General features: G+C 40.5%; 20 protein-coding genes and 1 other RNA gene. 10 read left to right on the top strand and 11 right to left on the bottom strand.

What is annotated here, in order from left to right; translation table 11 throughout:
* Positions 1-202: 202 nt before the first annotated feature.
* Positions 203-538, bottom strand: coding sequence for a MerR family transcriptional regulator (locus B3C94_RS15250; RefSeq protein WP_293905122.1), 336 nt, complete (start codon positions 536-538; stop codon positions 203-205).
* A 270-nt stretch (positions 539-808) separates the two neighbouring features.
* On the opposite strand from B3C94_RS15250, the gene B3C94_RS15245 reads away from it, so the two are divergent.
* Complete coding sequence (locus B3C94_RS15245; RefSeq protein WP_293905120.1) at positions 809-1,063, top strand: hypothetical protein; 255 nt, start codon at positions 809-811, stop codon at positions 1,061-1,063.
* 249 nt (positions 1,064-1,312) lie between these two features.
* On the opposite strand, the gene accD is transcribed toward B3C94_RS15245, so the two are convergent.
* From accD to dprA, 5 genes are all read right to left on the bottom strand, one after another.
* A complete protein-coding gene (accD, locus tag B3C94_RS15240) occupies positions 1,313-2,155 on the bottom strand; it encodes an acetyl-CoA carboxylase, carboxyltransferase subunit beta (RefSeq protein ID WP_159730536.1) in 843 nt (280 codons plus the stop codon).
* Between the two features lie 219 nt (positions 2,156-2,374).
* Positions 2,375-2,472, bottom strand: an RNA gene (gene ffs / locus B3C94_RS15235) — signal recognition particle sRNA small type.
* Positions 2,473-2,778: 306 nt separating this feature from the next.
* Entirely contained in the window at positions 2,779-3,006 is a 228-nt protein-coding gene (locus tag B3C94_RS15230; protein ID WP_293905114.1) for a DUF6814 family protein, read from the bottom strand.
* On the bottom strand, positions 2,999-4,504 hold the full coding sequence (locus B3C94_RS15225) for an MFS transporter (protein ID WP_293905112.1): 1,506 nt from the start codon (positions 4,502-4,504) through the stop codon (positions 2,999-3,001). Before B3C94_RS15225 ends, B3C94_RS15230 begins: the two co-directional genes overlap by 8 nt.
* 97 nt (positions 4,505-4,601) lie before the next feature.
* Complete coding sequence (dprA, locus tag B3C94_RS15220; RefSeq protein WP_293905110.1) at positions 4,602-5,723, bottom strand: DNA-processing protein DprA; 1,122 nt, start codon at positions 5,721-5,723, stop codon at positions 4,602-4,604.
* Between the two features lie 249 nt (positions 5,724-5,972).
* Between dprA and B3C94_RS15215 the strand changes: the two genes are divergently transcribed.
* Together B3C94_RS15215 and B3C94_RS15210 are read left to right on the top strand one after the other, a co-directional pair.
* Complete coding sequence (locus B3C94_RS15215) at positions 5,973-6,206, top strand: hypothetical protein (protein ID WP_293905108.1); 234 nt, start codon at positions 5,973-5,975, stop codon at positions 6,204-6,206.
* Positions 6,207-6,281: 75 nt separating this feature from the next.
* On the top strand, positions 6,282-6,872 hold the full coding sequence (locus B3C94_RS15210) for a hypothetical protein (protein ID WP_293905106.1): 591 nt from the start codon (positions 6,282-6,284) through the stop codon (positions 6,870-6,872).
* Here the strand turns inward: B3C94_RS15210 and rsmG are convergent, their stop codons facing one another.
* Positions 6,873-7,508, bottom strand: a complete 636-nt coding sequence (rsmG, locus tag B3C94_RS15205) for a 16S rRNA (guanine(527)-N(7))-methyltransferase RsmG (RefSeq protein ID WP_293905104.1) — start codon at positions 7,506-7,508, stop codon at positions 6,873-6,875.
* A gap of 22 nt (positions 7,509-7,530) precedes the next feature.
* The gene (locus B3C94_RS15200) at positions 7,531-8,673 is read right to left on the bottom strand and encodes a glycosyltransferase (protein WP_293905102.1); all 1,143 of its coding nucleotides are present in this window, start codon (positions 8,671-8,673) and stop codon (positions 7,531-7,533) included.
* Positions 8,674-8,949: 276 nt separating this feature from the next.
* Here B3C94_RS15200 and tgt point away from each other — a divergent pair, with 276 nt between their 5' ends.
* From tgt to B3C94_RS15185, 3 genes are read left to right on the top strand one after another with little or no spacing between them, the layout of a single operon-like run.
* On the top strand, positions 8,950-10,080 hold the full coding sequence (gene tgt / locus B3C94_RS15195) for a tRNA guanosine(34) transglycosylase Tgt (protein ID WP_293905100.1): 1,131 nt from the start codon (positions 8,950-8,952) through the stop codon (positions 10,078-10,080).
* A 24-nt stretch (positions 10,081-10,104) separates the two neighbouring features.
* Positions 10,105-11,181 (top strand): LptF/LptG family permease, encoded by a 1,077-nt coding sequence (locus B3C94_RS15190; RefSeq protein WP_293905403.1) that lies wholly within the window; start codon positions 10,105-10,107, stop codon positions 11,179-11,181.
* Positions 11,182-11,192: 11 nt separating this feature from the next.
* Positions 11,193-12,104 (top strand): DMT family transporter, encoded by a 912-nt coding sequence (locus B3C94_RS15185; protein ID WP_293905098.1) that lies wholly within the window; start codon positions 11,193-11,195, stop codon positions 12,102-12,104.
* A gap of 139 nt (positions 12,105-12,243) precedes the next feature.
* Here B3C94_RS15185 and B3C94_RS15180 read toward each other — a convergent pair whose 3' ends face one another.
* The gene (locus B3C94_RS15180; protein ID WP_293905096.1) at positions 12,244-15,285 is read right to left on the bottom strand and encodes a VIT domain-containing protein; all 3,042 of its coding nucleotides are present in this window, start codon (positions 15,283-15,285) and stop codon (positions 12,244-12,246) included.
* Positions 15,286-15,627: 342 nt separating this feature from the next.
* Between B3C94_RS15180 and B3C94_RS15175 the strand changes: the two genes are divergently transcribed.
* Positions 15,628-16,920, top strand: coding sequence for an esterase-like activity of phytase family protein (locus B3C94_RS15175; protein WP_293905094.1), 1,293 nt, complete (start codon positions 15,628-15,630; stop codon positions 16,918-16,920).
* A gap of 146 nt (positions 16,921-17,066) precedes the next feature.
* Here B3C94_RS15175 and B3C94_RS15170 read toward each other — a convergent pair whose 3' ends face one another.
* On the bottom strand, positions 17,067-18,527 hold the full coding sequence (locus tag B3C94_RS15170) for a glutamate synthase subunit beta (protein WP_293905092.1): 1,461 nt from the start codon (positions 18,525-18,527) through the stop codon (positions 17,067-17,069).
* A 17-nt stretch (positions 18,528-18,544) separates the two neighbouring features.
* A complete protein-coding gene (gene gltB, locus B3C94_RS15165; RefSeq protein WP_293905090.1) occupies positions 18,545-23,059 on the bottom strand; it encodes a glutamate synthase large subunit in 4,515 nt (1,504 codons plus the stop codon).
* 306 nt (positions 23,060-23,365) lie between these two features.
* Here gltB and B3C94_RS15160 point away from each other — a divergent pair, with 306 nt between their 5' ends.
* The 3 genes from B3C94_RS15160 (at position 23,366) to B3C94_RS15150 (ending at position 26,556) form a co-directional block, all read left to right on the top strand.
* Entirely contained in the window at positions 23,366-24,463 is a 1,098-nt protein-coding gene (locus B3C94_RS15160) for a mandelate racemase/muconate lactonizing enzyme family protein (RefSeq protein WP_293905088.1), read from the top strand.
* 253 nt (positions 24,464-24,716) lie between these two features.
* Complete coding sequence (locus B3C94_RS15155) at positions 24,717-25,088, top strand: BlaI/MecI/CopY family transcriptional regulator (protein ID WP_293905086.1); 372 nt, start codon at positions 24,717-24,719, stop codon at positions 25,086-25,088.
* Complete coding sequence (locus B3C94_RS15150; protein ID WP_293905084.1) at positions 25,081-26,556, top strand: M56/M15 family metallopeptidase; 1,476 nt, start codon at positions 25,081-25,083, stop codon at positions 26,554-26,556. Before B3C94_RS15155 ends, B3C94_RS15150 begins: the two co-directional genes overlap by 8 nt.
* Positions 26,557-26,600: the final 44 nt, after the last annotated feature.

Genomic DNA, 26,600 nt, shown 5'->3' with positions numbered 1-26,600 from the left:
TGCTGATAAATATCTTTGGGTGAAGGTGAATTTGCTGGCGCTTTATATAAATATAGGGTTGTCAGCTGTAAAATCTGTCAGATCGTTATTTTATTTCTTCTATAAATCGAAAGAATTTCCGCTTCGGATAGACTGGAAGAAGTCGGTCAAAACGACGGAAAGGTTTCTATTACAAGAGTTTTAAAAAGAAGTTTCGCAGGTATTATAGTGAATCACGAACTTCAAGAAGAAAGCTTTTTAAGCGCTCCAATGAGTCTACTACACGTTGATTTTCTTTTGCCTCAGATTTGTTGTCACGTAGGTAATCACGTGCCCCCTGTAGTGTATAGCCTTTATCTTTAACCAAATTGAATATAATCTTTAAATTGGCAATATCTTCCTGCGTAAATAAGCGATTACCCTTTTTATTTTTCTTAGGTTGTAGAATGTCAAATTCACGCTCATAAAAACGTATTTGGGACGCATTTACATCAAACATTTCTGTAACTTCCCCCATTGTATAATACAATTTATTTATCTCACGCTCTTTGTACGGCATATCTTCACGATTAATCTATAGCAAACTTAATAAAAATTCCAATTCAAAAAGAAATTTTTGCGATCTCTTATCTGATTGAAGACTGAAACAAAGCGATGTAAAGCAGGCAAGAGGGATTTAATAATAATTGTGTATAAAAGTAAATTTTTCTAAGTTTGACTAGCTTGAAAAAAGTCTAGAGAGTATATAATGATTATAGTTAGCAGATTTTGGACGAATTTATTTTCTTTTGGAAAAGCCAACGCAATTACTATCTATCCTTTTATATTTTTGAAAAGTACATTTTTTAAACAAAAAGAGGACTTGATTCGTCATGAGCGTATTCATTTGCGGCAAGCGCTTGAACTGGGTATTCTTTTTTTTTATCTGTGGTACCTGATTGAATTTACCGTGCACTTTATTCAATTGAGGGATTTTGATAAGGCTTATCTGCGTATTTCTTTTGAAAGAGAAGCGTATGATAAGGAAAGGGAATCTGATTATCTGTCCAAAAGAAAAATCTGGGCTTTTTGGCGCTATCTTTAAGGAAAGCCCATTCAACGGTTCTATAAAACTGTCATGGGGTCGAAGGCACAACAATTATAAGGCGGATTGAAGACTCTTTACTTGGATAAAACATACAATGCAGAAGGAAATTTAATGACTCTGTAGACCAACAGCATTGAAAGCGAACGCAGAGCTCTTTCTAGCCAATAACGTCAGACGCTTTTATAAAAAAGAAAGCGGTGCTAAGAGATTCTCGGCACCGCTTTCTTTTTTATAGCTGTTGGATGATTATCCGACTAATTTTAGATAAGTAGCTACTTTGTCTTTTAATTGTCTACGGTCGACAATGAAATCCAAAAATCCATGTTCAAGAACGAATTCTGAAGTCTGGAATCCTTTTGGAAGATCTTTTTTGATGGTTTCTTTAATAACACGTGGTCCAGCAAATCCGATTAATGCTCCAGGTTCTGCGATATTTACATCACCTAACATCGCGTAAGATGCTGTAACTCCTCCTGTAGTAGGGTCTGTCAATAAACAAACGTAAGGAAGTCCTGCTTTTGCTAAGAGCGCCAATTTAGCCGAAGTTTTAGCCATTTGCATAAGCGAAAATGCGGCTTCCATCATACGTGCACCACCTGATTTGGAAATTAGCATAAATGGAATTTTATGCTCAATACAATAATCTATCGAACGGGCGATTTTCTCACCGACAACAGATCCCATTGATCCGCCGATGAAACTAAAGTCCATACAAGCAATAACGATGTCTTGACCATTCATTTTTCCATGGCCAGAACGTAGAGCATCTTTAAGACCTGTTTTGGCTTGACTTTCTTTTAAACGTTCAGGGTAAGGCTTTGAATCGAAGAATTCTAAAGGATCACCTGAATTTAAATTAGGAAATAGTTCGGTAAATTCGTTATTATCAAATAAAATTGAAAAATATTCTTTGGAGCCAATTCTTAGGTGGTGGCCACAATATTGACAAACATAGTCGTTTTCTACTTGTTCAAGATGCAATAATGGTTTTTTACATGTAGGACATTTGTTCCACATACCATCAGGTGCTTCTTTTTTATTAGCGGTAGCTGTGCTAATACCAGCTTTTTCTCTTTTAAACCAACTCATACGATAGTTCTTATTCGATTACAAACTTATATAAATTTGCTTTTATATACAATTATAATTGTGTTGAATGTACATACCAAGCGATTAAAACTCCTTGTGTTATAGGGCTTCTATAAATAGAGGAAATGTGAGTAACAATTGGGATATACACGATATTGAGCTGATTATTAGGTTAGAATAGCGTTTTGGACCGAGGAAGTCAAAAAAATGGGCATAAAAAAAGGGTAAGCTACTCCTATCGCACCGCTCAACCAAATACCCTTGCTTTGTTCCCAACCTGGGGGAGTCAATGGGAGCTGGTCGTAGAAGACTTACCCGCCACAAAAGTAGAAAAAAAATCAGTTTTAGGAAAGAAAAAATGCTATTTTATCTTATGCTGCTGATTATCATTGTAATAAATTGTATTTGGTAACTTCTTTTAGGGGCTATTTAATGGGGGAAAAGAGATCGTATCTGTGTAAAATAGCTAAAAATAGATTAAAATAAGTGTTTGACCGGGTCGATTGGCTGTAATTATTCTCGTCAAAGCGTCGGAACGCAAATAATCTGATCGATATTGGATCGACTTTGAACGGGCGAAACTCAACTATTAAGCCTATTCAAAGTCGATCTTGTTTTTGAGACTACATTTTGTTCTGATCGTATTCGCCCAATAGGGAATAATAGCCAAATAGGCCGAGTCCAATCGAGATGATAGGGGTCAAGATGCACAGGATAATGATTCCAAATACCAGATCTTCCTGATGTCCCGTTGAAATCTTTGGCAGGGCCAGTTCGAAAATGGAAAAGTAGGCAGTAAACAAGGCTAAAACGATCCAAAGTATACCGAGGAATTTTTTGAGATTATTCATGTGTTGCGGGAGTTGATTTGTTGTTGATATAAATACTGCCAATTATAAAACATACAATGGCAATGACAATAGGGTACCATAAACCAGCAAGATAGAATTGCGGGGTATCGGAAACTTCGGCATTTGTCGTTAAGTATGTCGATACAGCTGGTAGAAGACCTCCAAAAATCCCGTTGCCAACATGATAGGGGAGGGACATGGATGTGTAGCGGATCTTTACAGGGAAGAGTTCAACAAGAAATGCGGCGATGGGTCCGTACACCATTGTGATATAAATCACCTGTATAAAGATCAAAAGGATGAGCAGCATATAGTTCTCGCCTGCAAGATGGACTGTGGTTTTGGTCATGGGTTGTCCTTTGAGTTTTCCTGACTGGTGTATCATGCTGGTTCTAGTAATTTCTGTCCGGTCCTCATATTGCGTCTTGGTGATCGAAAGGATTTCCGTCGTTTGCGTTCCAGAGGGGACCTCCGTTGTTTCGTTTACTTGGACTTTCTTTGCCGCATTGGAAAGTTGGTACATGCATTCGTATATAGGACGATAAGTCAATACGGCAAGTAGCATCCCGCCGAGCATAATCCATTTTCGGCCGATTTTGTCACTAAGCCATCCGAATACAACAAAAAATGGAGTTCCCAAGAGTAATGCGATGCCGAGGATGGTATCGGCCTGGTCAGATTGGAGGTGCATGACCGTTTTCATGAAACTCATGGAGTAAAACTGGCCCGTATACCAAACAACACCTTGCCCCATGGCTGCACCAAAGAGTGCTAGCAGCACAAATTTGAGGTTGTAGCGGTTGCCAAAACTTTCTTTTAACGGATTTGTACTCGTCTTTCCTTCCGCTTTGGCCTTACTAAATTCGGGTGATTCCTTCATCTTCTTACGAATAAGATAGGATACGTATACCATGACTAAAGAGAGGAGGAAAGGAACGCGCCAGCCCCAGGTATCAAATTGTGATTCGCTGAGGAAGCCTTTTGTAAGGAGGATGACGACCAGTGATATAAAAAGGCCAAATGTAGCTGTTGTCTGAATCCAGGATGTCCAATAGCCCCGCTGGCCTAAAGGAGCATGCTCTGCCACATAGGTCGCTGCTCCGCCGTATTCGCCTCCAAGTGCAAGGCCTTGCAAAAGTCGAAGGATCAGCACAAGCAGCGGTGCCCAGAAACCAATACTGTCATAACTCGGAATACAGCCAATTAGAAATGTGGCTCCTCCCATGAGCATTAAAGTAACCATGAAGGTATATTTACGACCGATGATGTCTCCTAATCGGCCAAAAAATAGTGCGCCAAAGGGTCTTACTACAAAGCCTGCAGCAAATGTAGCTAAGGTGGAAAGAAAAGCAGCAGTCGGATTTTCTGCGGGGAAAAATTTGGTAGAAATTACAATGGATAAGCTACCGAAAATAAAAAAGTCATACCATTCGATAAGTGTCCCCATAGAAGAGGCTCCGATGACTTTCCAGATACTTTTTGTATTGTTTTCGTTCATTAATTCTTGGTTTTGGTTGGGTATAATTGTAAATTTTTAATGCCTTCCAAGCTACCTTCCTGGAGGTGGGTTGATCTGTTGCATGATAGGAAATGATTTAATTTTTTCGAATTTCGGCCTGTATGAGTGTTTTATATCGTTTGCCGGGTAGGGCGTGAATGAGTGACTGCATTTCAAGTTCCAATAAAATTAAGGCCAGCTTGCTTTGGGGCCATTTTGTGAATTCAATCATATGATCAATCGCTAACTGTCCCTGTTGCTGAATAAGCGTAAATAGGAGTTCTTGATCTTTCGTTAATGTTAACAAAGGGAGGCTTAGTTGCTTTTCAATAGTTTTTGTGCTGAGCTCCCAGTTCATCAGGTATTCGAGATCCTGAAGCCCTCTAATCAAGTGAGCTCGGTTAGTCTTGATGAGATAGTTGGTTCCTTCAGAACTTTTTTCATAGATGGAGCCCGGAAATGCGCAGACATCCCGATTGTAGCTGTTGGCCATTTCGGCAGTAATTAATGCGCCTCCTTTAATAGCCGCTTCTACGACAATGGTGACATCTGCCATCCCAGCGATAATGCGATTGCGCATAGGAAAGTTATTGCGTTCGGGCAATGTGCCGGATGTAAATTCTGTCAGCAGACCGCCTTGATCTAACATTTTTGTGGCAAGTTCGCGATGGGACGCCGGATAAATTCGGTCGAGACCATGCCCCAATACAGCAACGGTGGGCATATTGTTTTTTAGTGCATGGCGGTGTGCCAATGCGTCAATACCATAGGCAAGACCACTAACGATTAAGGTGTCTTTGTTTCCATTCATGGCATCCAGCAGATCTTCGCATATTTTCTGGCCATAATGGGTTGCATGTCTGGTGCCGACTATACTAATAACTTTTGTGTTGTTGAGCGGCTGGTTCCCTTTATAGTAGACAACAAGTGGAGCATCTTCACATTGCCGCAACCTATCGGGGTAATTTTCGTCTTCCAGCCACAAGGCTTGTATCTGGTGCTTTTCGATAAAAGCAAGTTCTCTTTCGCAGGCGGGCATATAGCTTTTGTTGGATATTGCTTCGGCGATTGACTCACGTATCCCAAGGACTTGCATCAAATCTTTTTTTGGGTAAGCGAACAAGTCCGCCAAGTTGTGCCCCTGTTCGATGATGCTACGAGCAGTTCTAGGGCCAATGCCCTTGATTTTTGTCAAAGCTATGGGATAAATTAGTTTCATAATTGGGTTTTTTAAATATAAGAAAAATATAACTAGCTGTTAAGCTTTTTGTTAGAAATTGCTTCGGGGGTAATGGGTATCAGCTGGAATTGTTAGGGAGTGATCGGCCGTGTCATTGCTCCAAGGAAAACTTGGAGCAATGGATGGGATTTTCGTAAAACGGTTGCTCTATGCAGCAAAGAAATCTTGTCTATTTTGGAAAGAAAGAAGCGGAATTGGTAACTTTGATCGATAAATGATATTTTAACTATGGAAATGAAAGAACCTTTTGATATCGAATTGGGGGATGTAGTTTATTCTGTTTTCCCTGAGGAAGAAGATACGTATGTTATTTTTAAGGATGGTGTAGAATACGTAAAGATTATTAAAGACAATGATACAAACTGGTTGAAACTGAATCCAGAAACGGAGCTTCCTATGTTCGGTATGGATGAAGAAATCAATCTAATTGGCCTAGAAATTAAAAAAGAATTAGGTCTCTAGTTTGTTAAGTTAAAGATAGTTAAATCCTTTTTAATATTATTTATAGTTGGTTATTTTAGTTTATCAATTATAAATATGGTACGTTTAGGATTTCTATCTTTATTGTTTTTCTGTGTCTACTTTTCATTTTATCGGCAGGGACTTTTTGCCAATCCAGCGGATTCTTATCATCAGGATACCATTGGGAAAAAAGGCCGTCAAAACGATACTTTACGTTTGGATACTGTTTCGATCAAGCGTAAATCAGCAGCGGATAAATGGGAAGAAAAAAAAGAGGAGCATAAATCCATCTTTTTCTGGGGTGATACGAAAAATATGGTGACGTTGCCCCATAAGGGGGGGATTGCTGTCAATCTGAACAAGCTGTACAATAAATTCAGTCGAAAGGGACGAAATTCGAGAAAGCTTCAACGCCAGTTTGAAAAAGAATACCAGCAGGACCTGATCCGCGAGGAGTGGTATCCGTTGACAAAGGAATACAGTAAGCTGTCGGGAGATTCTCTGCGTAAATTTAGGATATACTATGAGCCTTCCTTAAAGTGGCTGCGTGCGAATGACAGATACGAGAAGATTGCTTATATCCATAGGTGTTTAACAAATTACCTTGATTCTGTAGACATTATCCATAGGCGACTTCAGTTTCCTATGGGTAATGCCAAACTTTAATTACATCGGTACGTATACCAAATATTTTGTATCGAAGAAGTCTTCTTTAAAGTAATCTGAGAGCGGGTGTAATTCTGCTTTGAGCTTAGATTCCTTAATTTCTTCGGTGAGATCTCCTCCTTTTAGATAAAGAATCCCATTGGGAATTCCGTTTTTATCATTTTTTGCAAATTTATTCCGGATCCAAGGTGTAAATTCTCCAAGTCTTGTTACAGCACGCGATACTACGAAATCATATTTGTCGTCCAGTTGTTCGGCACGGATATGATCTGCTTCAACATTTTGGAGGCCAAGTCCAGCAGCGACTTCGCGCACGACTTTAATTTTTTTACCAATAGAATCGACCAAATGAAATTTGACTTCGGGAAACATAATAGCCATTGGGATACCCGGAAAACCGCCTCCGGTCCCAACGTCCAAAATCTGTGTTCCCGGCGTTAGCTCTTGAACAAATTTGGCAATACCTAGTGAGTGCAATACATGGTGCAGGTATAGGCTATCAATGTCTTTACGTGAGATTACATTGATTTGGCTGTTCCACAAGGTATATAAATCAGCAAGTTTTGCAAATTGCTCCTTTTGAATATCCGTTAATTTGGGAAAATAGTTATAGATGATATCGACTGTAGGATTCAAAGCTTCATATTTTAAAAGTGAATTATTTCCAGCTTATTTTTTTCTTTTTTCGGCTGAATATACCATTGATGCAAATATAGAAATAGTAGATGAAGTCTACCAAGGGCAGCCACCAAATCAGTTCCTTTACTTCGAGTTTTTTATAGATGTTTGTGAATACGATCCATTGTGCAACAAGCCGAAGGAGGTAGGCACTCAAAGGAACATACCAATACATCGGGAAAGCAATTGAAGTAGCAATGACCGCTAGGTAAAAAAGGAATGCTGATATCAGCTGGGTCCCTAACATGCGTTGATGCCGCTTTTTATAAATAGTAGATGCACCTGAATGTCTTGCTTTTTGTTTGTAATAGCTTCTCCATGTTGTTTTGGGCGCCGAATAAACAATAGATTCGGTTGCTAGAACAATGTTGACATTCGTGGGGGTTGCATTTTGGTTGACAAAAAGATCATCATCGCCAGATTTAATGTGCATGTGTGCTGCAAATCCTTTGTTGCGAAAGAAAAGGTCCTTTTTGTAGGCCATATTTCGCCCTACGCCCATATACGCATCACCCTTTAATGCATAGGCGAGGTAACTCATGGCGGTATGGCTGGTTTCAAATCGAATCAAGAGGTTTAATAGGCTTTTTTTCTTAAAATAAGGGGAATAGCCCAAGACAATTTCTGTTTCCGGCCTGAAAGCTGCTGCAATTTCTTTGAGCCATTGATCGGATTGTGGTGAACAATCTGCATCGGTAAATACCAGTGTCTGATGCTTTGATGCCTTGATTCCCATACTAACGGCAAACTTTTTACCATGTTTTAAGCGTATATGTTCTTTGATATCGACAACCTTTAAATGAGGATATGTCGCTTCAAACTCATGTAATATCCAAGGCGTATTGTCTGTCGAGAAGTCATTGACCACAATTACTTCAAAATTGGGATAGTCTTGATTCAGTATACTCGGGAGGAATTGGGGGATATTGTCCTGTTCATTGTGTGCGCAGATAATGACAGATAAAGGCGGGAACTCAGTTCCTTCTTGTGCAGGTTTAATTTGATAACTGCTCAATTTGCTATATACAAATAAGATATAGTATAGTTGTATCAATAGGAAAAGACTCAATACTCCAAAAGCAATATAGGGAAGATTGGCCAAAAATACGTGAAGGTCAAGCATAGCTCACAAAGATAAGTGCTTTCCACAACTTTTTTATAGGGGAAAAATGATAATTTATTTTTGAAACATCCTGTTTGCAAATCTTTTTATAGTATTTTTGCAACGTATTCTAGGGATGAATCCGAGCTTAGGCAGTAGTTCAGAAAGTTACGAAGCTTTTTTATGCTGCAAGTTGTTGGAAATAAGGGTTTATAATTTTTAGTCCAACAGTCGATAGGGCCATGTTCATGGTTGATCATCCTTTAAAATAGAAATAGTCTCAGAGGAAAAATATTAATGAAATTTACGCTACAAGCACAAGATAAGTTGTCAAAAGCACGTGCAGGTGTTGTCGAAACTGCACACGGTCCCATTCAAACACCTATATTTATGCCTGTTGGTACGGCGGGTACAGTGAAAGCAATTCATCAGCATGAGTTGAAGAACGATATTGAAGCACAGATTATCTTGGGGAATACGTATCATCTCTATCTGCGTCCGGGATTGGATGTGTTAAATAAAGCCGGCGGATTACATAAATTTAATGGTTGGGATCGTCCGATTTTAACGGATTCTGGAGGTTACCAAGTGTATTCGTTGACAGAAGTACGTAAGATTAAGGAGGAGGGAGTTACCTTTCGTTCGCATATCGACGGATCAAAACATCTATTTACACCAGAGAATGTAATGGATACGCAACGTATTATCGGTGCGGATATTATTATGGCATTTGATGAGTGTACACCTTATCCTTGTGATTATGGCTATGCACGTCGTTCTTTGGATATGACGCATCGTTGGTTGAAGCGTTGTGTGGATCGTTTTGATAGTACAGATCCGCTTTATGGCTATGACCAGACCTTATTTCCAATTGTCCAAGGATCGGTTTATAAGGATTTAAGAATTAAATCTGCAGAGACAATTGCTTCGTTTAACCGTGAAGGAAATGCAATTGGAGGGCTGTCGGTGGGTGAACCTGCGGAAGAAATGTATGCGATGACTGAAGTTGTCTGTGACATCCTGCCACAGGATAAACCACGTTATTTAATGGGCGTAGGGACACCGGTTAATATTCTTGAAAATATAGCGCTCGGTGTGGATATGTTTGATTGTGTCATGCCAACACGTAATGCTAGAAATGGGATGCTTTTTACGCAAAACGGTATTATTAATATTAAAAATGAAAAGTGGAAAGATGACTTTTCGCCGATAGAAGCAGAAAGCGACTTGCACGCTGATCAATTTTATACCAAAGCGTATCTACGGCACTTAATTAAATCACAAGAAATTTTGGGAGCACAAATTGCTTCTTTGCATAATTTACATTTTTATCTTTGGTTAGTTAACCAGGCGAGAGAGAAAATCATTGATGGAACTTTCTACGACTGGAAAAATAAAATGGTAAAAATATTGGATCAACGTTTGTAACATTAGTTCAAGTTTAAAAAAATGCTGTCGTTAATCGATCGTTACATCATCAAAAAGTATTTGACTACTTTTTTATTCACAATGGCCATATTTACTGTTGTCATGGTGGTTTTTGACGTGTCCGAACGATTGGATGATTTTTTAAAATATCATGCTCCGCTCGATAAGATCATTTTTGAGTACTATGCTGGGTTTATTCCGTTTTATCTAAATTTTCTTTGCCCGCTGATTAATTTCATTGCCGTTATTTTCTTCACATCGAAGATGGCGGATCAAACAGAAATAGTACCTATCCTAAGTGCAGGGTACAGTTTTAACCGCTTGCTGCGTCCATACATGATTGCAGCGACTTTGATCTTTGCTGTATCTTTGGTATTCAACATCTTTATCATTCCGAATACGAATAAGATGAAGGTTGATTTTGAAAATATCTATGTGAAGCCACCTAAGGACAATTCGAGGGTTTCTACCCACATGCAATTGGACAAAAACAGCTATGTTTATATAGACAACTTTGATAATACAACCAAAATAGGCTATGGATTTGTTCTTGAAATTTTCAAGGGGGATACGCTTAAGGAGAAAATGATGGCTGATCGTATTACCTGGGACTCGGTGGCGACAAAGTGGAAGATCGAAGGGTATACCAATCGTATTATCAATGGGCTGCATGAACGGATGGACAAAGGTACTGTTAAAGATACTACTCTTGATATGAAACCATCGGATTTTGAGGTACGTGATAATATGTTTACGGCTATGGATACCCGTGAATTAAATATTCGAATCCACAAGGAGGAAATTAGAGGGACGGGAGTCATGAACGATTTATTGCTTGAGAAATACAAACGTTATGTGTATCCCTTTTCCGCCTTTGTATTAACATTGATGGGTGTGGCACTTTCTTCCAAGAAAGTGCGCGGGGGGATAGGTTTAAGTCTTGGTATCGGTATCGCACTAAGTTTTACCTATATCGTATTTATTCAATTTGCTAATATGTTCTCTCTGAAAGGGGGGCTACCACCATTGATAGCCGTATTAATTCCAAATGTTACCTTCTTCTTGGTGGCAATTTACCTGGCGATAAAAGCGCCAAAATAATCTATTTTAAAATGGCTAATTTTCAATTAAATCGGAATATTCTAATTCTGCATTTAACAATACTTATTTGGGGATTTACTGGGATTTTGGGGAGTTTAATTTCCGTATCCGCCATTCACTTGGTTTGGTACCGTGTTGCGATAGCTTCGAGTGCATTGCTGATCTATTTTCTGGTAACCAAACAGTCGATTGTTGTTTCAAGGAAACAGTTTCTCCAGTTTTTTTTGGTAGGAGCGGTTGTTGGACTGCATTGGGTGTTGTTTTTTTATTCGATCAAGGTGTCTACGGTGTCGGTGACCTTGGTGACCCTATCATCTGTTACCTTGTTTACGGCAATATTAGAACCTATTGTCAATAAGAAGCGCATAGCGTTGTTGGATATTGTTGTTGGTCTCGTCATTATTGTCGGTATTTATACGATCTTTTCTTTTGAAACGCATTATCTGGTCGGTCTGCTGGCTGGACTTGGCTGTGCTTTTTGTGCGAGTATATTTTCAATTGCCAATGCGCGGATGGTTAAAAAATCGAGTCCAACATTGATTACATTTTACGAGATGCTGGGCGCATGCTTCTGGATCAGCATATTCATGTTATTTACGGACGATTTTAATGCTGAAATGCGTTTGGGGCAACAGGATTTAATTTTTCTTTTGTTGTTGGGTGTGGTTTGTACCGCCGTGGCTTATGTCATGGGCGTAGCTGTTATGAAGGAATTATCTGCATTTACTGTTGCGCTGACGACAAACTTGGAGCCGGTTTATGGTATTCTGCTTGCGATGCTGATTTTTGGGCAAAAGGAAACAATGAGTGGTGGATTTTATCTCGGCGCTTGTATTGTGTTAGGAGCCGTCTTCACTTACCCTTATGTAAAAACCAAATTGGAGAATAGACAAAAGGATTTGGTTATCCGTAAATTGCATTAATTGAATCAGGTGCTATCCAATCTTTTTGGACAGCACTTGATTCATGTGACTTTAGAGGTCTGCTTCTACAGCATCGTTTCAGAGATTCAATTTTTAACGGGTTTATTTGACTTTTTGATCACCTTCTGTCTCTGTTGATCTATTGGAATGAAAATTCACCAATCCCTACATTGCGCTCTTTATCCCGATCAAGATAGATCGTAACGATTTTTCTTTCCTGCTTTCCACTGCTGTAATAGGTGTAGATTTCGGCCATAACGGCGGCAGGGCCAGCTAAAGTGAGGGAGCCATCATTAAAGAAGTCAACTTCGATTTTATATTTTCCTTTCAATGCTTTTTTTAATAAAAATTGTTCTGGGCCATAACCTCCGGTGAAGTCATTGCTGAGTCGGCCTCCGATCGCTGTCGCTGGATTACTATAAAAGCACTTTTCTTGATTTGGATCTGTAACCCAAAGGTCGATATCTGTGTTCTGTGAATTCCAGTTGATAACGACGCGCATATCAACAGGCAGGTCAGCAATCAATTTTTTGTTCACGTCCACGTTGGAGCTAGCTGCTTTGTTTGATTTAATGATATTATTGATTTCCATAAGCAATGTTTCTTCAATACCTTCATCGCGATCGGCCGCCTCAGGCGAGTAGCTCTGCGTTAATATACCATACAATTGTTCCAATGCTTCTTTGAACATCCCTTTGTCCTGCAGGACAAGGGCATAATCCCGGTGGCTTTGGGGATCCATTGATCGCCATTTTAATACTTTTGCCGTAATGAATAATGCATTATCATAATCCCCCCATTCGCGTAGTTTGTATGAAATGGTTTTATAAAGATCCGCATTTTCGATCTGTAAGTCAGCCAATGCGCTTAATATTAATAAGGCTTTTTGTTTATTTCCTCTTTTATAGAAGAAATTTGCGACATCAAAATAGAAAGTTGGTGTCCCCATGTACTGGTTTCTAAGCTGGAGATAGCTTTTGTATGGATCTTTGGATTGATTTAGTTCTTGTAGATAGGCCTGATCTTCTTTAATTTCGGGAATGCTGATTTTTCCACGTATGTTGTTGATGCTGTTGCCCGTTTGTACGCCAGCTACACGTTCTTCTAGGGATTGAACAACAACAGATTCCTGAAGAGCGTCATCAGATGCGGCTGCCATTGCCAATTCGCTGGTTGCTGCGTTGACGGTATTTGAGTTGCCACCAACCGACATTCTTTTTCCACTGGCGGCATCTGATGATCTGAGTTCTTCGGCTCGTGCTGCCGCAACTGGGCTGGCTGAAGGGCGCGACGGAATAGGTGTAACAGAAGTAGCTCCGTTGGCGATCTCTTCGACAGCCATATAATCTGTGGACTCAAGCGGCTTGTCCCGTTGTGGATATTTCTTCTTTTGCTGAAAGTTGGTCTGCCACCAGGAGCGAAGTTGTTCTGCACTATTTTCGGCCTTATCTAAGAGATTAGCTACACGTTCTTCACGTTCGATTGCATGTTCTTTTTGGAGTGCATTAAATTGCGGGAGTAATTCTGCTGGGGGAGTTATTGCATAGCGTATGTAATCTTCTACGTTTTCCAGTACAATAAGGCTGGTATTTCTGGTAACGATGCCGAACTGTTTACCCAGGGTTTCTATTTCCTCACGATTGTTGTCGTATTGAAGATCCAATGCTTCGATTTTCTTTTGTGCCCAGATCTGCTGCAGGTCAATTTCACCATGATCTGGATGGAGTGTTATGCTAATTTCTTTTGGGGTATGTTGTCCATCTCCTACAAGCAGCGTGAGCTGCTTCAGTCCCGGGCGTTTCCCGATACCAGCGATGGAAAAATTAGCTTGTATGGCAGTACCTTTTTGAGGATAAACTTCCTCAAAATCGTGCTGCTCTTTTATTCCTAAGTAAAGGAGATCCACCGTATTTAGATTATTGTACGCTTGATTTACTGAAGTATTGGTTAAATTGATCATCTTTCCAATATGTTTCTGTGCAATTTGTTTTAAGACACCATAGTCCGATCCATTGGATGAAGTGATGCAATAGACTGGATTTTCAAGGCTAATTTCACTTTGACCAAATGTAGAAAGGCCATCGCTAAACAGCAGGTAATCGCTGGCATGTATTACACCGGTCTTTAGTTGACTATAATCGGTACCGCCATCGTAATCCATTCGTTTGATATAACTTTTAAGCTCATCCCAGTTACCTTGTCTAACGTGAAACGTTGGTCCTTTTAAAAATTGGATGTCCAATAAACCCAGTTCAACACGCATGTTAGGGTTCTGTTTAAAAAAGAGATCTAATAGGGCAAGTTCCTTTTCTATATCCCTATTTTTACCGCTCAGTGAACGATCCCAGATAATTCCGATATCTTCGCCCCATTTTTTCTGAGTAGGTTTTACAGAATTGACGCTTGCATTGGCAAGAAAATAAAAGGTTTTGTCATTATTTGCCTGAATTAAGCCAGATGACCCTTTGCTGTCTATTGGAAGTTGAATAACTAGATTTCGTTGGGATTGAAATTGTTGTTTACGTAAAGAAGCCGTGTAATTGTTGTTTTGGTGGGAGAAAGCCAGGGAACCATCTGGTTTTTCTGTGAAATCTGGTTTATGGCTGTCCTGAAAAACATGAATGTCCAAGGCGAAGTTTTCAATGGCATTTGTATAATTTAACGGCAAATAGTAATAATGTGCCTGATCGGATTCCATACCGAGATTTTCTGAATAACTGATCTGAATAGTCCGTTTACCTTTTGCTGGCAAAGGATAAATTCGCGTACGGAAGTTATTCCCTTCAACTTTCTCTAATAGACCGGGATCGACACGGCGTGTTTCTATACTTTCAAAAACTTCGGTGCCTTTATTTTTATCGACTGCAACTGCTTGGCGTAATTTGCCATTTATATCTAAGGCATAGCCACTCACGGAGACGCCTTCCGGCATAGGGAATGTTAGTTCGCCCTCTAGGTCGCGATTGGTCTTATTTTCGAAGACCATTGTCATCGTCGTTTTGGCCATATTTCCGAAGATGGCAACATCTACTTTTAGGTCTGCCAACATCACCTTGTTTTGCTGGCCATCGTCGTTTTTGATTTTTAGACTGGGTATTTCACGTGTAGTTCTGATCTGTGATTTTGTGTCTACATTGGAAAATACCAAAACTATGAAAAGTGCAACTATGATCTTTTTCATCTTTCTATATTTAGTAGGTGCGGGCTGCGAATACATCGATGGTTCACAGCACAATTAGCTTTTATTTTTCTAGTGATGCAGGAAAATATAAAATTCCATAACCGAGGGTATTTAATTTTTATAGGTGGTTTTTTACGATAGATACAGTTTATTTAAACTTATGTTAATGATTGGCTAATATCTGGCAATTATGTTTGCATCAGTATTCGGCCAGTCAACCGAGCATAGTGTGTTTAGACTAACCGTATTGTTTTTATCGCACATGGAAGGTGACAGGAATAAAATTTGGCTAATTGAACAGAACCTGAATAGCAGTAAGCATTATTTGAAAAATTTGTACTGATGAAAAAAATATATAGTGTATTAGGCATGGCCTTGTTGTGTGCTTCATGCAGTAAAGATGATGTGTCGAAGATTATCGACCCAATTGTTGAATGGGTTTATCCGGAAAAAGCCGTTGCAGCAGATCCAAAAGTATTGAGCGATGTTAACGGTGTAAAGGTGTATAATGGAGGCTATGGATCATCGATGGTTCAAGATCCTAACGATAAGGCTGTCTTTTATCTTTTAACTGATAGGGGACCAAATATTGATGGGACGGAAAAGGATAGTAAAGTATTTGCTGCGCCAGCATTTGCGCCACAGATCGGTAAATTTAGGATGAAAAATAACACGCTAACATTGGAATCTGTTATTGAGTTGAAAAATAAAGATGGTGTGAAATTGAATGGTCTGCCAAATCCCGAAGGAAAGGGTGGTTCTGGTGAAAAGGCATTGGGGGTTGATGGTAAAGATTTAGGGAAAAGTGAAGATGGAATCGATTCAGAGGGACTAGCGCGGGCGGCCGATGGCTCTTGGTGGGTAAGTGATGAATATGGGCCGCATATTGTTCATTTTGACGCTTCGGGAAAAGAAATCGAGCGTATTAATCCTTGGTCCACGGGTAAGAAGTTGCCTTTGGTATTTGCTAAACGTCGTCCTAATCGAGGAATGGAGGGTCTGACAATTACGCCGGATGGGAAGACTTTGGTTGGTATTATGCAATTCCCGCTTTATAATCCATCCAAAGATGCTATTAAAAATTCATTGGCAATCCGAATTGTTACGTTGGATATTGCGAGTGGTGCTACGAAACAATATGTCTATATGATGGAGCGTACCGATTTGCAAGCAGTCAGTGAAATCGCAGCCGTGACCAATTCAACGTTTATTGTTTTAGAACGTGATGGCGAATATGCAACAGAAGCTACACGGTCGACTGTATTTAAGAAAATTTATAAAATTGATCTTTCAGACGCAACAGATATCTCAGATGCAAATAATACCGCAAATGGAAAATTATTTGATGGTAAAACTGTTGAAGAGCTGAAAGATGCGTCGACCCTCGCGAAATATAATATTAAACCAGTAAGTAAGACACTCGTTGCGGATTTAATGACTGACATCAAGGAATTGTATCCACATGATAAAGCAGAGGGGCTAGCGATCATTGATCAATCTATGATCGCAGTGTGTAATGATGATGATTTCGGGGTAACTGGAACAGGTTTCTATGAGTCGAAAATTTTGCCTTACGTGAAGACAGTGGATAAAAACAGTATTTATTTTGTTAAGCTTAAGACGCCATTGAAATAGTGACTAGCTACTGATTATAAAACGGCCCGTTGGATTCAACGGGCCGTTTTATGATATTATACTGTCCAAGATTTGTCCCTGTTACAAAGAATTAAACGGGCTTGGAGTATCACCGGTATGACCTCTCCGTTGAGAGCGGCCTGCTTTTATGCATTTATTGTTGCCAGAGAGTCTTTACTTTCAAGTTCAGAATACCCCATTAAGTACTCATCGACTTTGCGTGCACATTCGCGTCCTTCGGAGATTGCCCAAACAACAAGCGACTGGCCTTTACGACAGTCTCCTGCAGTAAAGATATTATCAATTGTCGTTTGGTAGTCTTTGTCATTTGCCAGTATATTTCCTTTTTCATCTACACGAACGCCCAGCTGTTCCAAAAGAGTATGTTCTGTATGTTGATAACCAATGGCTAATAAGACCAGGTCTGCGGGGATTTCACGAATTTCGGATTCACCTAAGCGGGTTCTTCTTCCAAATTCATCCACTTCGTATTGGACTTCTTTGATTTTTACTCCTTTAATATGACCATTTTCGTCTTGGACAAATTCTTGAGTTTCTGTAGCCCATAGCCTTTCACAACCTTCTTCCTGAGATGATGAGGTTCCGAATGTTACCTTATCCAAGGGCCAAGGGTTATTCTTTAAACGTTCTTTGGATGGTGTTGGTTTGCGTGCAATCTGTGTAATACTTTTGGCGCGATGGCGATTGGAAGTACCGATACAATCTGAACCTGTATCTCCGTCCCCGATGACCACAACATGTTTGTCAGTCGCCAGGATGCGGTTTTGTTCGATGGTAATGCCACTTACTTCTTTATTCTGCTGGGTTAAAAACTCCATGGCAAAATGTATACCTTTTGCTTCATGTCCTGGCAATTGCATATGCCAGGGAACAGTTGAACCAGTTGCCAATACAACAGCATCATAAGCTTTTAACTCATAAAAGCTGATGTCTCTGCCAACTTCTGTATTCACCTTGAATTCTATTCCCGATTCTTTCATTAGATTGACACGACGATCGATGACCGATTTTTCTAATTTAAAATCTGGGATACCGTAACGGAGTAATCCTCCGACCTGATCATCACGTTCGAAGACGACAACATCGTGTCCTGCTTTGTTGAGCTGTGCGGCAGCGGCAAGTCCTGCAGGACCAGAGCCGACCACAGCAACGCGTCTGCCTGTTTTTAAATAACTTTTGTGTGCTTTGACATAGCCTTTTTTGAAAGCGATCTCAATAATATGTTTCTCGATCTCTTCAATCGTAATTGGACTGCTATGTATGCCGAGCACGCATGCCGATTCGCAAGGTGCAGGACATATCCTCCCTGTAAATTCAGGGAAGTTATTGGTTGAGGACAGGATCTGATAAGCCTCTTCCCATTTTCCGTCGTATACAGCATCATTAAATTCAGGGATAACATTGCCTAGCGGGCAACCTGAATGACAAAATGGAATACCGCAATCCATACAGCGTGCGGCTTGTTTATTGAGTTCGTTTTCAGAATATCCTTTATTGAATTCTTTAAAGTGCTGTACGCGGCCTTCCACAGCTTCTTTTGTTGGAAGCACGCGCTCAAATTCTTTAAAACCTGTAATTTTTCCCATGATCTGTGCTTCCTATATTATGCTTCCACTAATTTTTGACGAATGACATTTTTGTATTCTCTAGGGAATACCTTAATGAATTTATTTTTTTCTCTTGACCAGTTTTGTAGGATGAAATCTGCTCTTCGGCTATTGGTCAGCAAGATATGACGTTTCAGCAAAGCTATAATTGCGGTTTCGTCTTCACTTTCCAACGGATCTAGGTCGACCATTTCCTGATTACAGTTTTCGCGGAAATCTTCGTTGATGTCGTAGATCCATGCGATACCACCGCTCATTCCGGCAGCAAAGTTACGTCCGGTTGCCCCCAAGATCAGTGCACGGCCCCCTGTCATGTACTCACAGCCATGGTCACCAACGCCCTCAACAACAGCTGTTGCTCCTGAGTTACGTACGGCGAAGCGTTCGCCTGCCTGTCCATTGACGAATAGATGTCCGGATGTGGCACCAAATAGTGCAACGTTGCCAATAATGATGTTGTCTTCCGGTACAAGAGTGCTTTCCGCAACTGGATAAATTGCTAACTGAGCTCCTGAGAGTCCTTTTCCAACATAATCATTGGCTTCACCTTGTAATTCAAATGAAAGGCCTTTGGTAGAAAATGCACCAAAGCTTTGTCCCGCAGAACCTTCAAATTTGAAGTTGATGGTATTGTCTGGCAGACCTTCTGAACCATAAAGTTTGGAAATTTCGTTCGATAACATCGTTCCAATGGTACGGTCTGTATTTTTTACTTTAAATGTGCCAAATACTGGGGTTTTGCTTTCTAGCGCCAATTTAGACTGTTTTAATAAGCCCCAATCCAAAATCATGGCCATACCATGATCCTGCTCTTCGGTATTGTATAACGATTGTCCAGGTTCGTTGCGTTCCACGTGCAAGATGTCGGTAAAGTCAATTTTCTTTGCTTTCCAATGATCTATATTCTCGCGTTTTTTCAAGAATTGAGCTCTTCCTACCATTTCGTTGATGGTGCGGAAACCTAGGTAAGCCATTGTTTCACGGACTTCTTCCGCTAAAAAAGTGAACAAGTTGACAATATCTTCTGGTTTTCCAGAGAATAATTTACGTAGTTCTGGGTCTTGGGTTGCAACACCTACAGGACATGTATTCAAGTGGCATTTACGCATCATGATACAGCCACCGGCAACTAAGGCAGCGGTAGATACTCCCCATTCTTCGGCTCCTAATAGTGTTGCAATGATGATATCACGACCTGTTTTTACTTGGCCGTCTGCTTGTAACACGACACGACTGCGCAATTTGTTTTTAACAAGTGTCTGATGCGCTTCTGCAAGGCCCAATTCCCAAGGCAGTCCAGCATGTTTGATTGAACTGATTGGAGATGCACCCGTACCGCCATCAAAACCTGCGATAAGAATTACATCAGCATGTGCCTTCGCAACTCCGGCAGCAATGGTACCAACACCTGCTTTGGAGACCAATTTTACGTTAATTCTTGCTTGACGGTTAGCATTCTTTAGGTCAAAGATCAGCTGAGCTAAATCTTCGATGGAGTAAATATCGTGATGGGGTGGTGGTGAAATCAGACCGACACCCGGTGTAGAGTGTCTGGTTTTTGCAATCCAGGCATCTACTTTAGGGCCAGGTAATTGTCCACCTTCGCCAGGTTTTGCTCCTTGAGCCATTTTGATCTGCAGTTCATCCGCTTGTGTCAGATAGTTTGAAGTTACTCCGAAGCGAGCCGAAGCTACCTGTTTAATCGCCGAACGCATGGAATCTCCATTTGGAAGTGGTTGATAACGAAGTTCATCTTCTCCACCTTCACCAGTATTGGATTTTGCTCCGATGCGGTTCATTGCTATAGCCAGAGTACTGTGTGCTTCGTGTGAAATTGATCCAAAGGACATGGCACCGGTGGCGAAACGTTTTAGGATTTCACTTGCAGGCTCTACTTGCTCCAAAGGGATTGAATTACGATGTTTTGCAAAATCCAGTAAGCCGCGGAGGGTAAACATATGTTCCTTCTGCTCATTAATTTTCTGCGCGTATTTTTTATAGGTTGCGTAGTCTCCGGTACGGCAGGCCTGTTGCAATAGGTGAATCGTGTCCGGATTCCAAAGGTGTCCTTCACCGCGACGTTTCCATTGGTAGATACCGCCTTCAGGCAATAGATTTTGTGGTGTACGGCTTTTTTCAAATCCACGCCAGTGTTTTGAGAGTGCTTCTTTGGCAAGATCATCTAATGTCATGCCGCCAATGCGTGAAACTGCGCCACAGAAAAATTTATCAACAACAGATTTGTCGATGCCGAGTACCTCGAAGATCTGTGCTCCGTGGTAGGATTGCAATGTTGAAATTCCCATTTTGGAGAATATTTTCAACAAACCATTATTGACGGCCTTGACGTAGTTTTTGGATAATTCTGGCCAAGTAAGCTCTGTATCTAAGGTATTTTGTTCCTTCATCGTACGGATGCTCGCCAAGGCCATATAAGGATTTATCGCTGTCGCACCGAACGCCAATAGGCAGGCGAAATGGTGTACTTCCCATGCATCGCCGGCTTCGACGACTAGACCTACGGCACCACGATTTCCTGTTTTTATGAGATGGTGGTGAACTGCAGATACAGCTAACAGAGATGGAATTGCGGCATGTTTGGAATCAATAGCACGATCTGATAGGATCAATACTTCAAAACCATCGCGTACGGCGTCATCAGCATAGCGGCACAAACGCTCTAAGCCTGCTTCCAATGATCCCGGTTTGCCATCTGAGCGAAAATAGGACTGGATGGTTTTCGCCTGAAATAATCCGGTATCGATCGAACGTAATTTCTCAAGTTCTTTGGAGGTCAAGATCGGATGCGGTAAGGTTACGCAGTGACAGAATTTCTTGTCTTCGATCAAGATATTACCTGCATTACCAATGAAAGTCGCTAAACTCATGACCAGACGTTCGCGAATCGGATCTATTGGTGGGTTGGTTACCTGGGCAAAGAATTGCTTAAAGTAGCTAGAGATATGCTGTGGTTGATCGGAAAGAATTGCAAGCGGAACATCGGAACCCATTGAGCCCGTCGGCTCATATCCTGTTAGCGCCATTGGGGTCAGGATAGTTTCCAGGTCCTCACGAGAGAAACCAAATGTTTTTTGATATTTGAAAACAGATTCCTTGGAAAGATAGGTATAGGTTACACGAGGTTCCTCCAATTCTTCCAGTTTGATTTTGTAATTGTCCAACCAATCACTGTAGGGCTGTTGGTTGATTAGCTGATCTTTTACCTCGTTATCGGTGAGGATGCGGCCTTGTTCCATGTCGACAAGAAAAATCTTACCTGCTTGTTGACGGCCTTTTTTGATGATTGTAGACTCCTCGATTGGAAGTGCACCAGCTTCAGAAGCAACAACCACGCGGTCATCTGAGGTTACGGCATAACGTAGTGGACGTAAGCCGTTGCGGTCTAACGTAGCACCAATATGTTTGCCGTCGGTGAAGCAAAGAGCTGCAGGGCCATCCCAAGGTTCCATCAAGGTTGCGTGATATTCATAGAAAGCACGTTTTAAGGGATCCATTTGCGTATTGCCATCCCAAGCCTCGGGAACCAGCATCAACATGACGTGCGTCAAGCTGCGTCCGCTATGTAAAAGAAGTTCGGCAACATTATCGAGGCATGCCGAATCGGACTGGCCACGGTCAACAATAGGAAGCAAGATTTCCATTTCTTCTTCCGTAAAATAAGGCGATGATAAAGCACGCATACCTGCATAAAACCAATTCAGGTTACCTGTTAACGTATTGATCTCACCGTTGTGTGCCAGCATACGGAATGGCTGAGCGAGGGACCATGAAGGGAAGGTATTTGTGGAAAAGCGCGAGTGAACTAAGCCAAAAGCAGATACCACACGAGGATCGCGTAAATCAAGATAATAAGTTCCGACTTGGTATGTTGTTAATTGACCTTTGTAAATAATTGTTTTGCAAGAAAGCGATGCAAAGTAAAGTGGGAGAGGATATTCTTGTTGTTGTTTAACTTTTTGAATGATCAAGCGACGTAGTACAAAAAGTTTGCGTTCAAATTCTTCAGTGTTTGAAACGCCGTCCGGTCTGCTGACAAAAAATTGGACAATTTCAGGTTCTGCACTGAGGGCTGTTGGTCCAATACCTTCACGATTGACTGGTACTGGACGGTAGCCAAGGAATTTCATACCCCTTTCTGCTGCCGCTTCCTCAATCAAATCCCGACATATTTTGTTCATGTCTTCTTCTTTAGGAAGAAAGACCATACCTGTGCCATAATACCCTGGCTCTTCCAATTGTATACCCAAGTTGATACATTCTTCCCATAAAAATTCATGGGGAAGCTGGATCATGATACCTGCTCCGTCACCACTTTCAGGGTCACAGCCACAAGCACCACGGTGCTCCATATTCTCCAACATGGTCAATGCATCCTTTACTTGTGCGTGTGATTTATTCCCTTTGATATGGGCGACAAAACCTACCCCACAGGCGTCATGCTCAAAATTAGGGTCGTAAAGGCCCTCCGTTTTCGGTCTCTGTTCGATCATCTTTCCTTTTCAAATAATTATGATTGCTAATATAGGAATAAAAAACGTAAATATTATAAATATTCTAATAAAAATGTATTTAATTTGATTTTATCATTTCTTTTAATGTGTTTTATTGCTGATATTGTATTTACTATTCGTAGTTATTAAGATATGTTGAAGTACACCTTAATAATGCATCATTTGGCAATATTTTTTTGTGGGATATGGAAAAAGCATCCCAAGATTGCGATAATATATATAAATTAGGCAAAGTATTGCATATCCTTTATGCTGTATTGCTATGGCTTAACTAAAGAGACTAAGATGAAAATAACTGAAATTGAAATTTATCGATTGAGTATTCCAATGGAACCATTTGTCATTGCGACAGGGACGATGGATTATGCGCAAAATACTTTTATACGTATATATACCGATGCCAATATCTATGGTGTGGGCGAATGTTCTGCTTTTCCGATGATCGTAGGAGAAACACAAGATACCTGTTTAGTGCTGGCACGAGATTTTGCAAAGATCTGGAAGGGGCGCGATCCTTTGGCTATAGAAGAACGTTTGGAGGAATTGGACTTGTATATTGCCGGTAACAAAACGATCAAATCGGCCTTTGATATGGCCTTGCATGATCTGGCCGCCAAATATGCTGGATTACCACTGTATCAGTTTCTAAAGGGAACGAAGCGAGAGATTACGACAGATATCACCTTAGGGATTGCATCTCCGGAAGAGATGGCGCTGAAAGCAAAGCGTTTACAGGACGGAGGTGCGGTTATGTTGAAAGTTAAATTGGGGAAGGACCCAAAAACGGATATTGCACGTATTCGTGAAATACGTAAGGCTGTTGGATTCGAAATGCCTATTCGCGTTGATGCAAATCAAGGCTGGTCTTATGCAGGGGCAATAGAAGCATTGCAGGGGCTGGAACCTTTTAAGATACAATTTTGTGAACAGCCAATGCGTACCTGGGATGATGAATATTTACCTCAATTGCGCACAGAAACTATCGTTCCTGTGATGGCGGATGAATCGGTTTATTCTCACCATGATGCGGAGCGCCTCTGTAAAGCTGATGCCTGCGATTATATCAATATTAAATTTTCGAAATCAGGAGGTATTCAAGAGGCCTTAAAAATTAATCATATTGCCGCGGAATACGGTATTACTTGTATGATCGGAGGGATGCTGGAATCTCGCTTGGCTTTGGCTGCTAAGGTACATTTCGCGTATGCTGCCCCAAATGTCAAGTTTTTTGATCTGGACACTTGTATGGTTGGCCATTTGGAAGATCCTGTTATCGGTGGTACTCAATATGACGGGTATAAAATACATATCTCAGACCAAATTGGAATCGGGGCAGATATAGACCAAAGATTTTTAGATCGATGCGAGAAATGGATCATTTAAGTTGAAAAAAAATTATGAATAGTATGAATTGGGGAATAGGGATGCAAGAGATTGTTGTCCTGATTATTATCGTTATCTTTTTGGTAGCAGCCTATTTGTTTTTCTCTAAACTGTTGAAAAAGTAGGTTTTAGTCTTCTTTTTTTGATTGAACTTCTTTGTTAAACTTATTTTTCAGTTTTATAACTTATTTTTAAGTTGTAAAACTGAAAAATAAGTTATAGCTTTATGTTATTATAAACAACGTATCAAATTATGGAAGAATTAACAAAAAAAGAAGAGGAAGTCATGCAGGTGATTTGGAAGCTCAAAGAGGTCTTTGTCAAAGATATTATTGAGTATCTGGATCCAAGTAGTTCAATACCTTATAATACAATCTCCTCGATTGTACGGATATTGGAAAAGAAAGGGTATGTGGGTTATAGGGCCTTCGGAAAAACGTATCAATATTATCCTTTAATTTCAAAGATGCAATACCGAAAGTTATCATTCTCAAGAGTACTCGATCATTATTTTGATGATTCGGTCGAGAATCTACTTTCTTTTATGGTAAAGGAAAAGAAGCTCTCGGCGGAGGATATTCAGAAAATAGAACAACTCATCAAAAAACACGAAAATCATGAATAGTTTACTTTATTATTTATTTGAAGTTAACTGCAGTCTGGTAGTCGGGGCAGTTCTTTATTTTCTGGTATTCAGACAGCTTTCATTTTTTCAATGGAACCGTTATTTTATTCTAGGTTTATGTTTGTTGAGTCTGCTTCTGCCGTTTGGAACTGTACGTTTGGGCGAGCTATTTCTTTCGCCGACAAGTCCAGTACTCGCTTTTGAACAATCGAATACAATCGCTCATTCGCTAGAAACTGCTGGTGATCTCGTATCTGAGACAGATATGGTCGATTCTTTCTGGCATTCGTTTTCGATCGGATATGGCATTGCTTATGGTTATCTGCTTATTTCTATTGTTTTGTTGTGCCGCTTTGCGTTACGCTATATCCGCCTATACCGTCGTATTGGACAGCTGAGTAAATATAAATTTGAGGGATTTACGATGGTTGCTCCCTTTGCACATTATGCAAATTGTTCAGTTCAGCATGTAATTGTTATGACGGAAGATCAGCTTGCTACGCCTGATGGAAAATTAATTTTTGAACATGAGAGCCAGCATATTGTTTTTAAACATCGCCGGGATAAATTGTTTATTGAAATTTTTCGTTGCCTTTTTTGGCTAAATCCATTTGTTTATTGGATGCGCAAACAGCTGTATTTGGTGCATGAGTATCAGGTTGATGAGGTGCTGGCCAATCGATATGGAAATCGTGGCTATGCCCACTTCCTGTTAAACTTAACTCAGCAGTCATGTCCTACTGGGTTGCAGAGCAGTTTATTTAACAATAGGCATGAACTGGTCGAACGGGTGCAGGTCATGATGTCAAAACCTTCCTCCAAAAAAGCAAGATGGCAATACGTATTGACCGTTCCTTTATTAGGCTTTTCACTACTGTTTTATTCGTTTATTAATCCGCCGAAGAGCTCTTGGTTTTCGGCTTCTTTAAACGGAAAAAAGAAGCCGTCTAAAACGATCATCCTCGACCCCGGACATGGTGGGAAAGACACAGGGGGGATTTCCTCTTTCGGATTGGCAGAAAAATCATTGACATGGGAAACCTGTTTACTTTTGAAACAGGAGCTGGAGCGCAAGGGGTACAAAGTATTGTTGTCAAGGGCTGCTGATGAATATAAATTACTCAGAGACCGGTCTAACTTTGAAGGGGATTTATTGCTATCAATCCATTTCGACAATGTAAAAGACAAACAATCTCTTCCTATTCGAATATTATATCATTCTGGGATTAATCATAATCCGCTCGAAGAGCTTAACCACAAATTTGCGGTTAGTCTGGGCCAAAGGCTGCAGCAGAATGGACTGGCAGTGAGTGCTCCAGAGGTAAACACAAAGCTAGCGATTCTACGAGGTGCTAAAATACCGGCACTTCTCCTTGAGCTGGATAACATCAATGCGATTGATAAAAATGTGAAACCTGACTTCGTTAATAAACTAGCCCATGCTATAGATCAAAGTGTCGAATACTAAGCGTTAATCTATAATCGCGGATTTGGAATACCATTCTTTTTACA

This window comes from Sphingobacterium sp. UBA5670 (assembly GCF_002420705.1).
Classification (GTDB): Bacteria; Bacteroidota; Bacteroidia; order Sphingobacteriales; family Sphingobacteriaceae; genus Sphingobacterium.
This window is presented reverse-complemented; position numbering and strand designations above follow the sequence as displayed.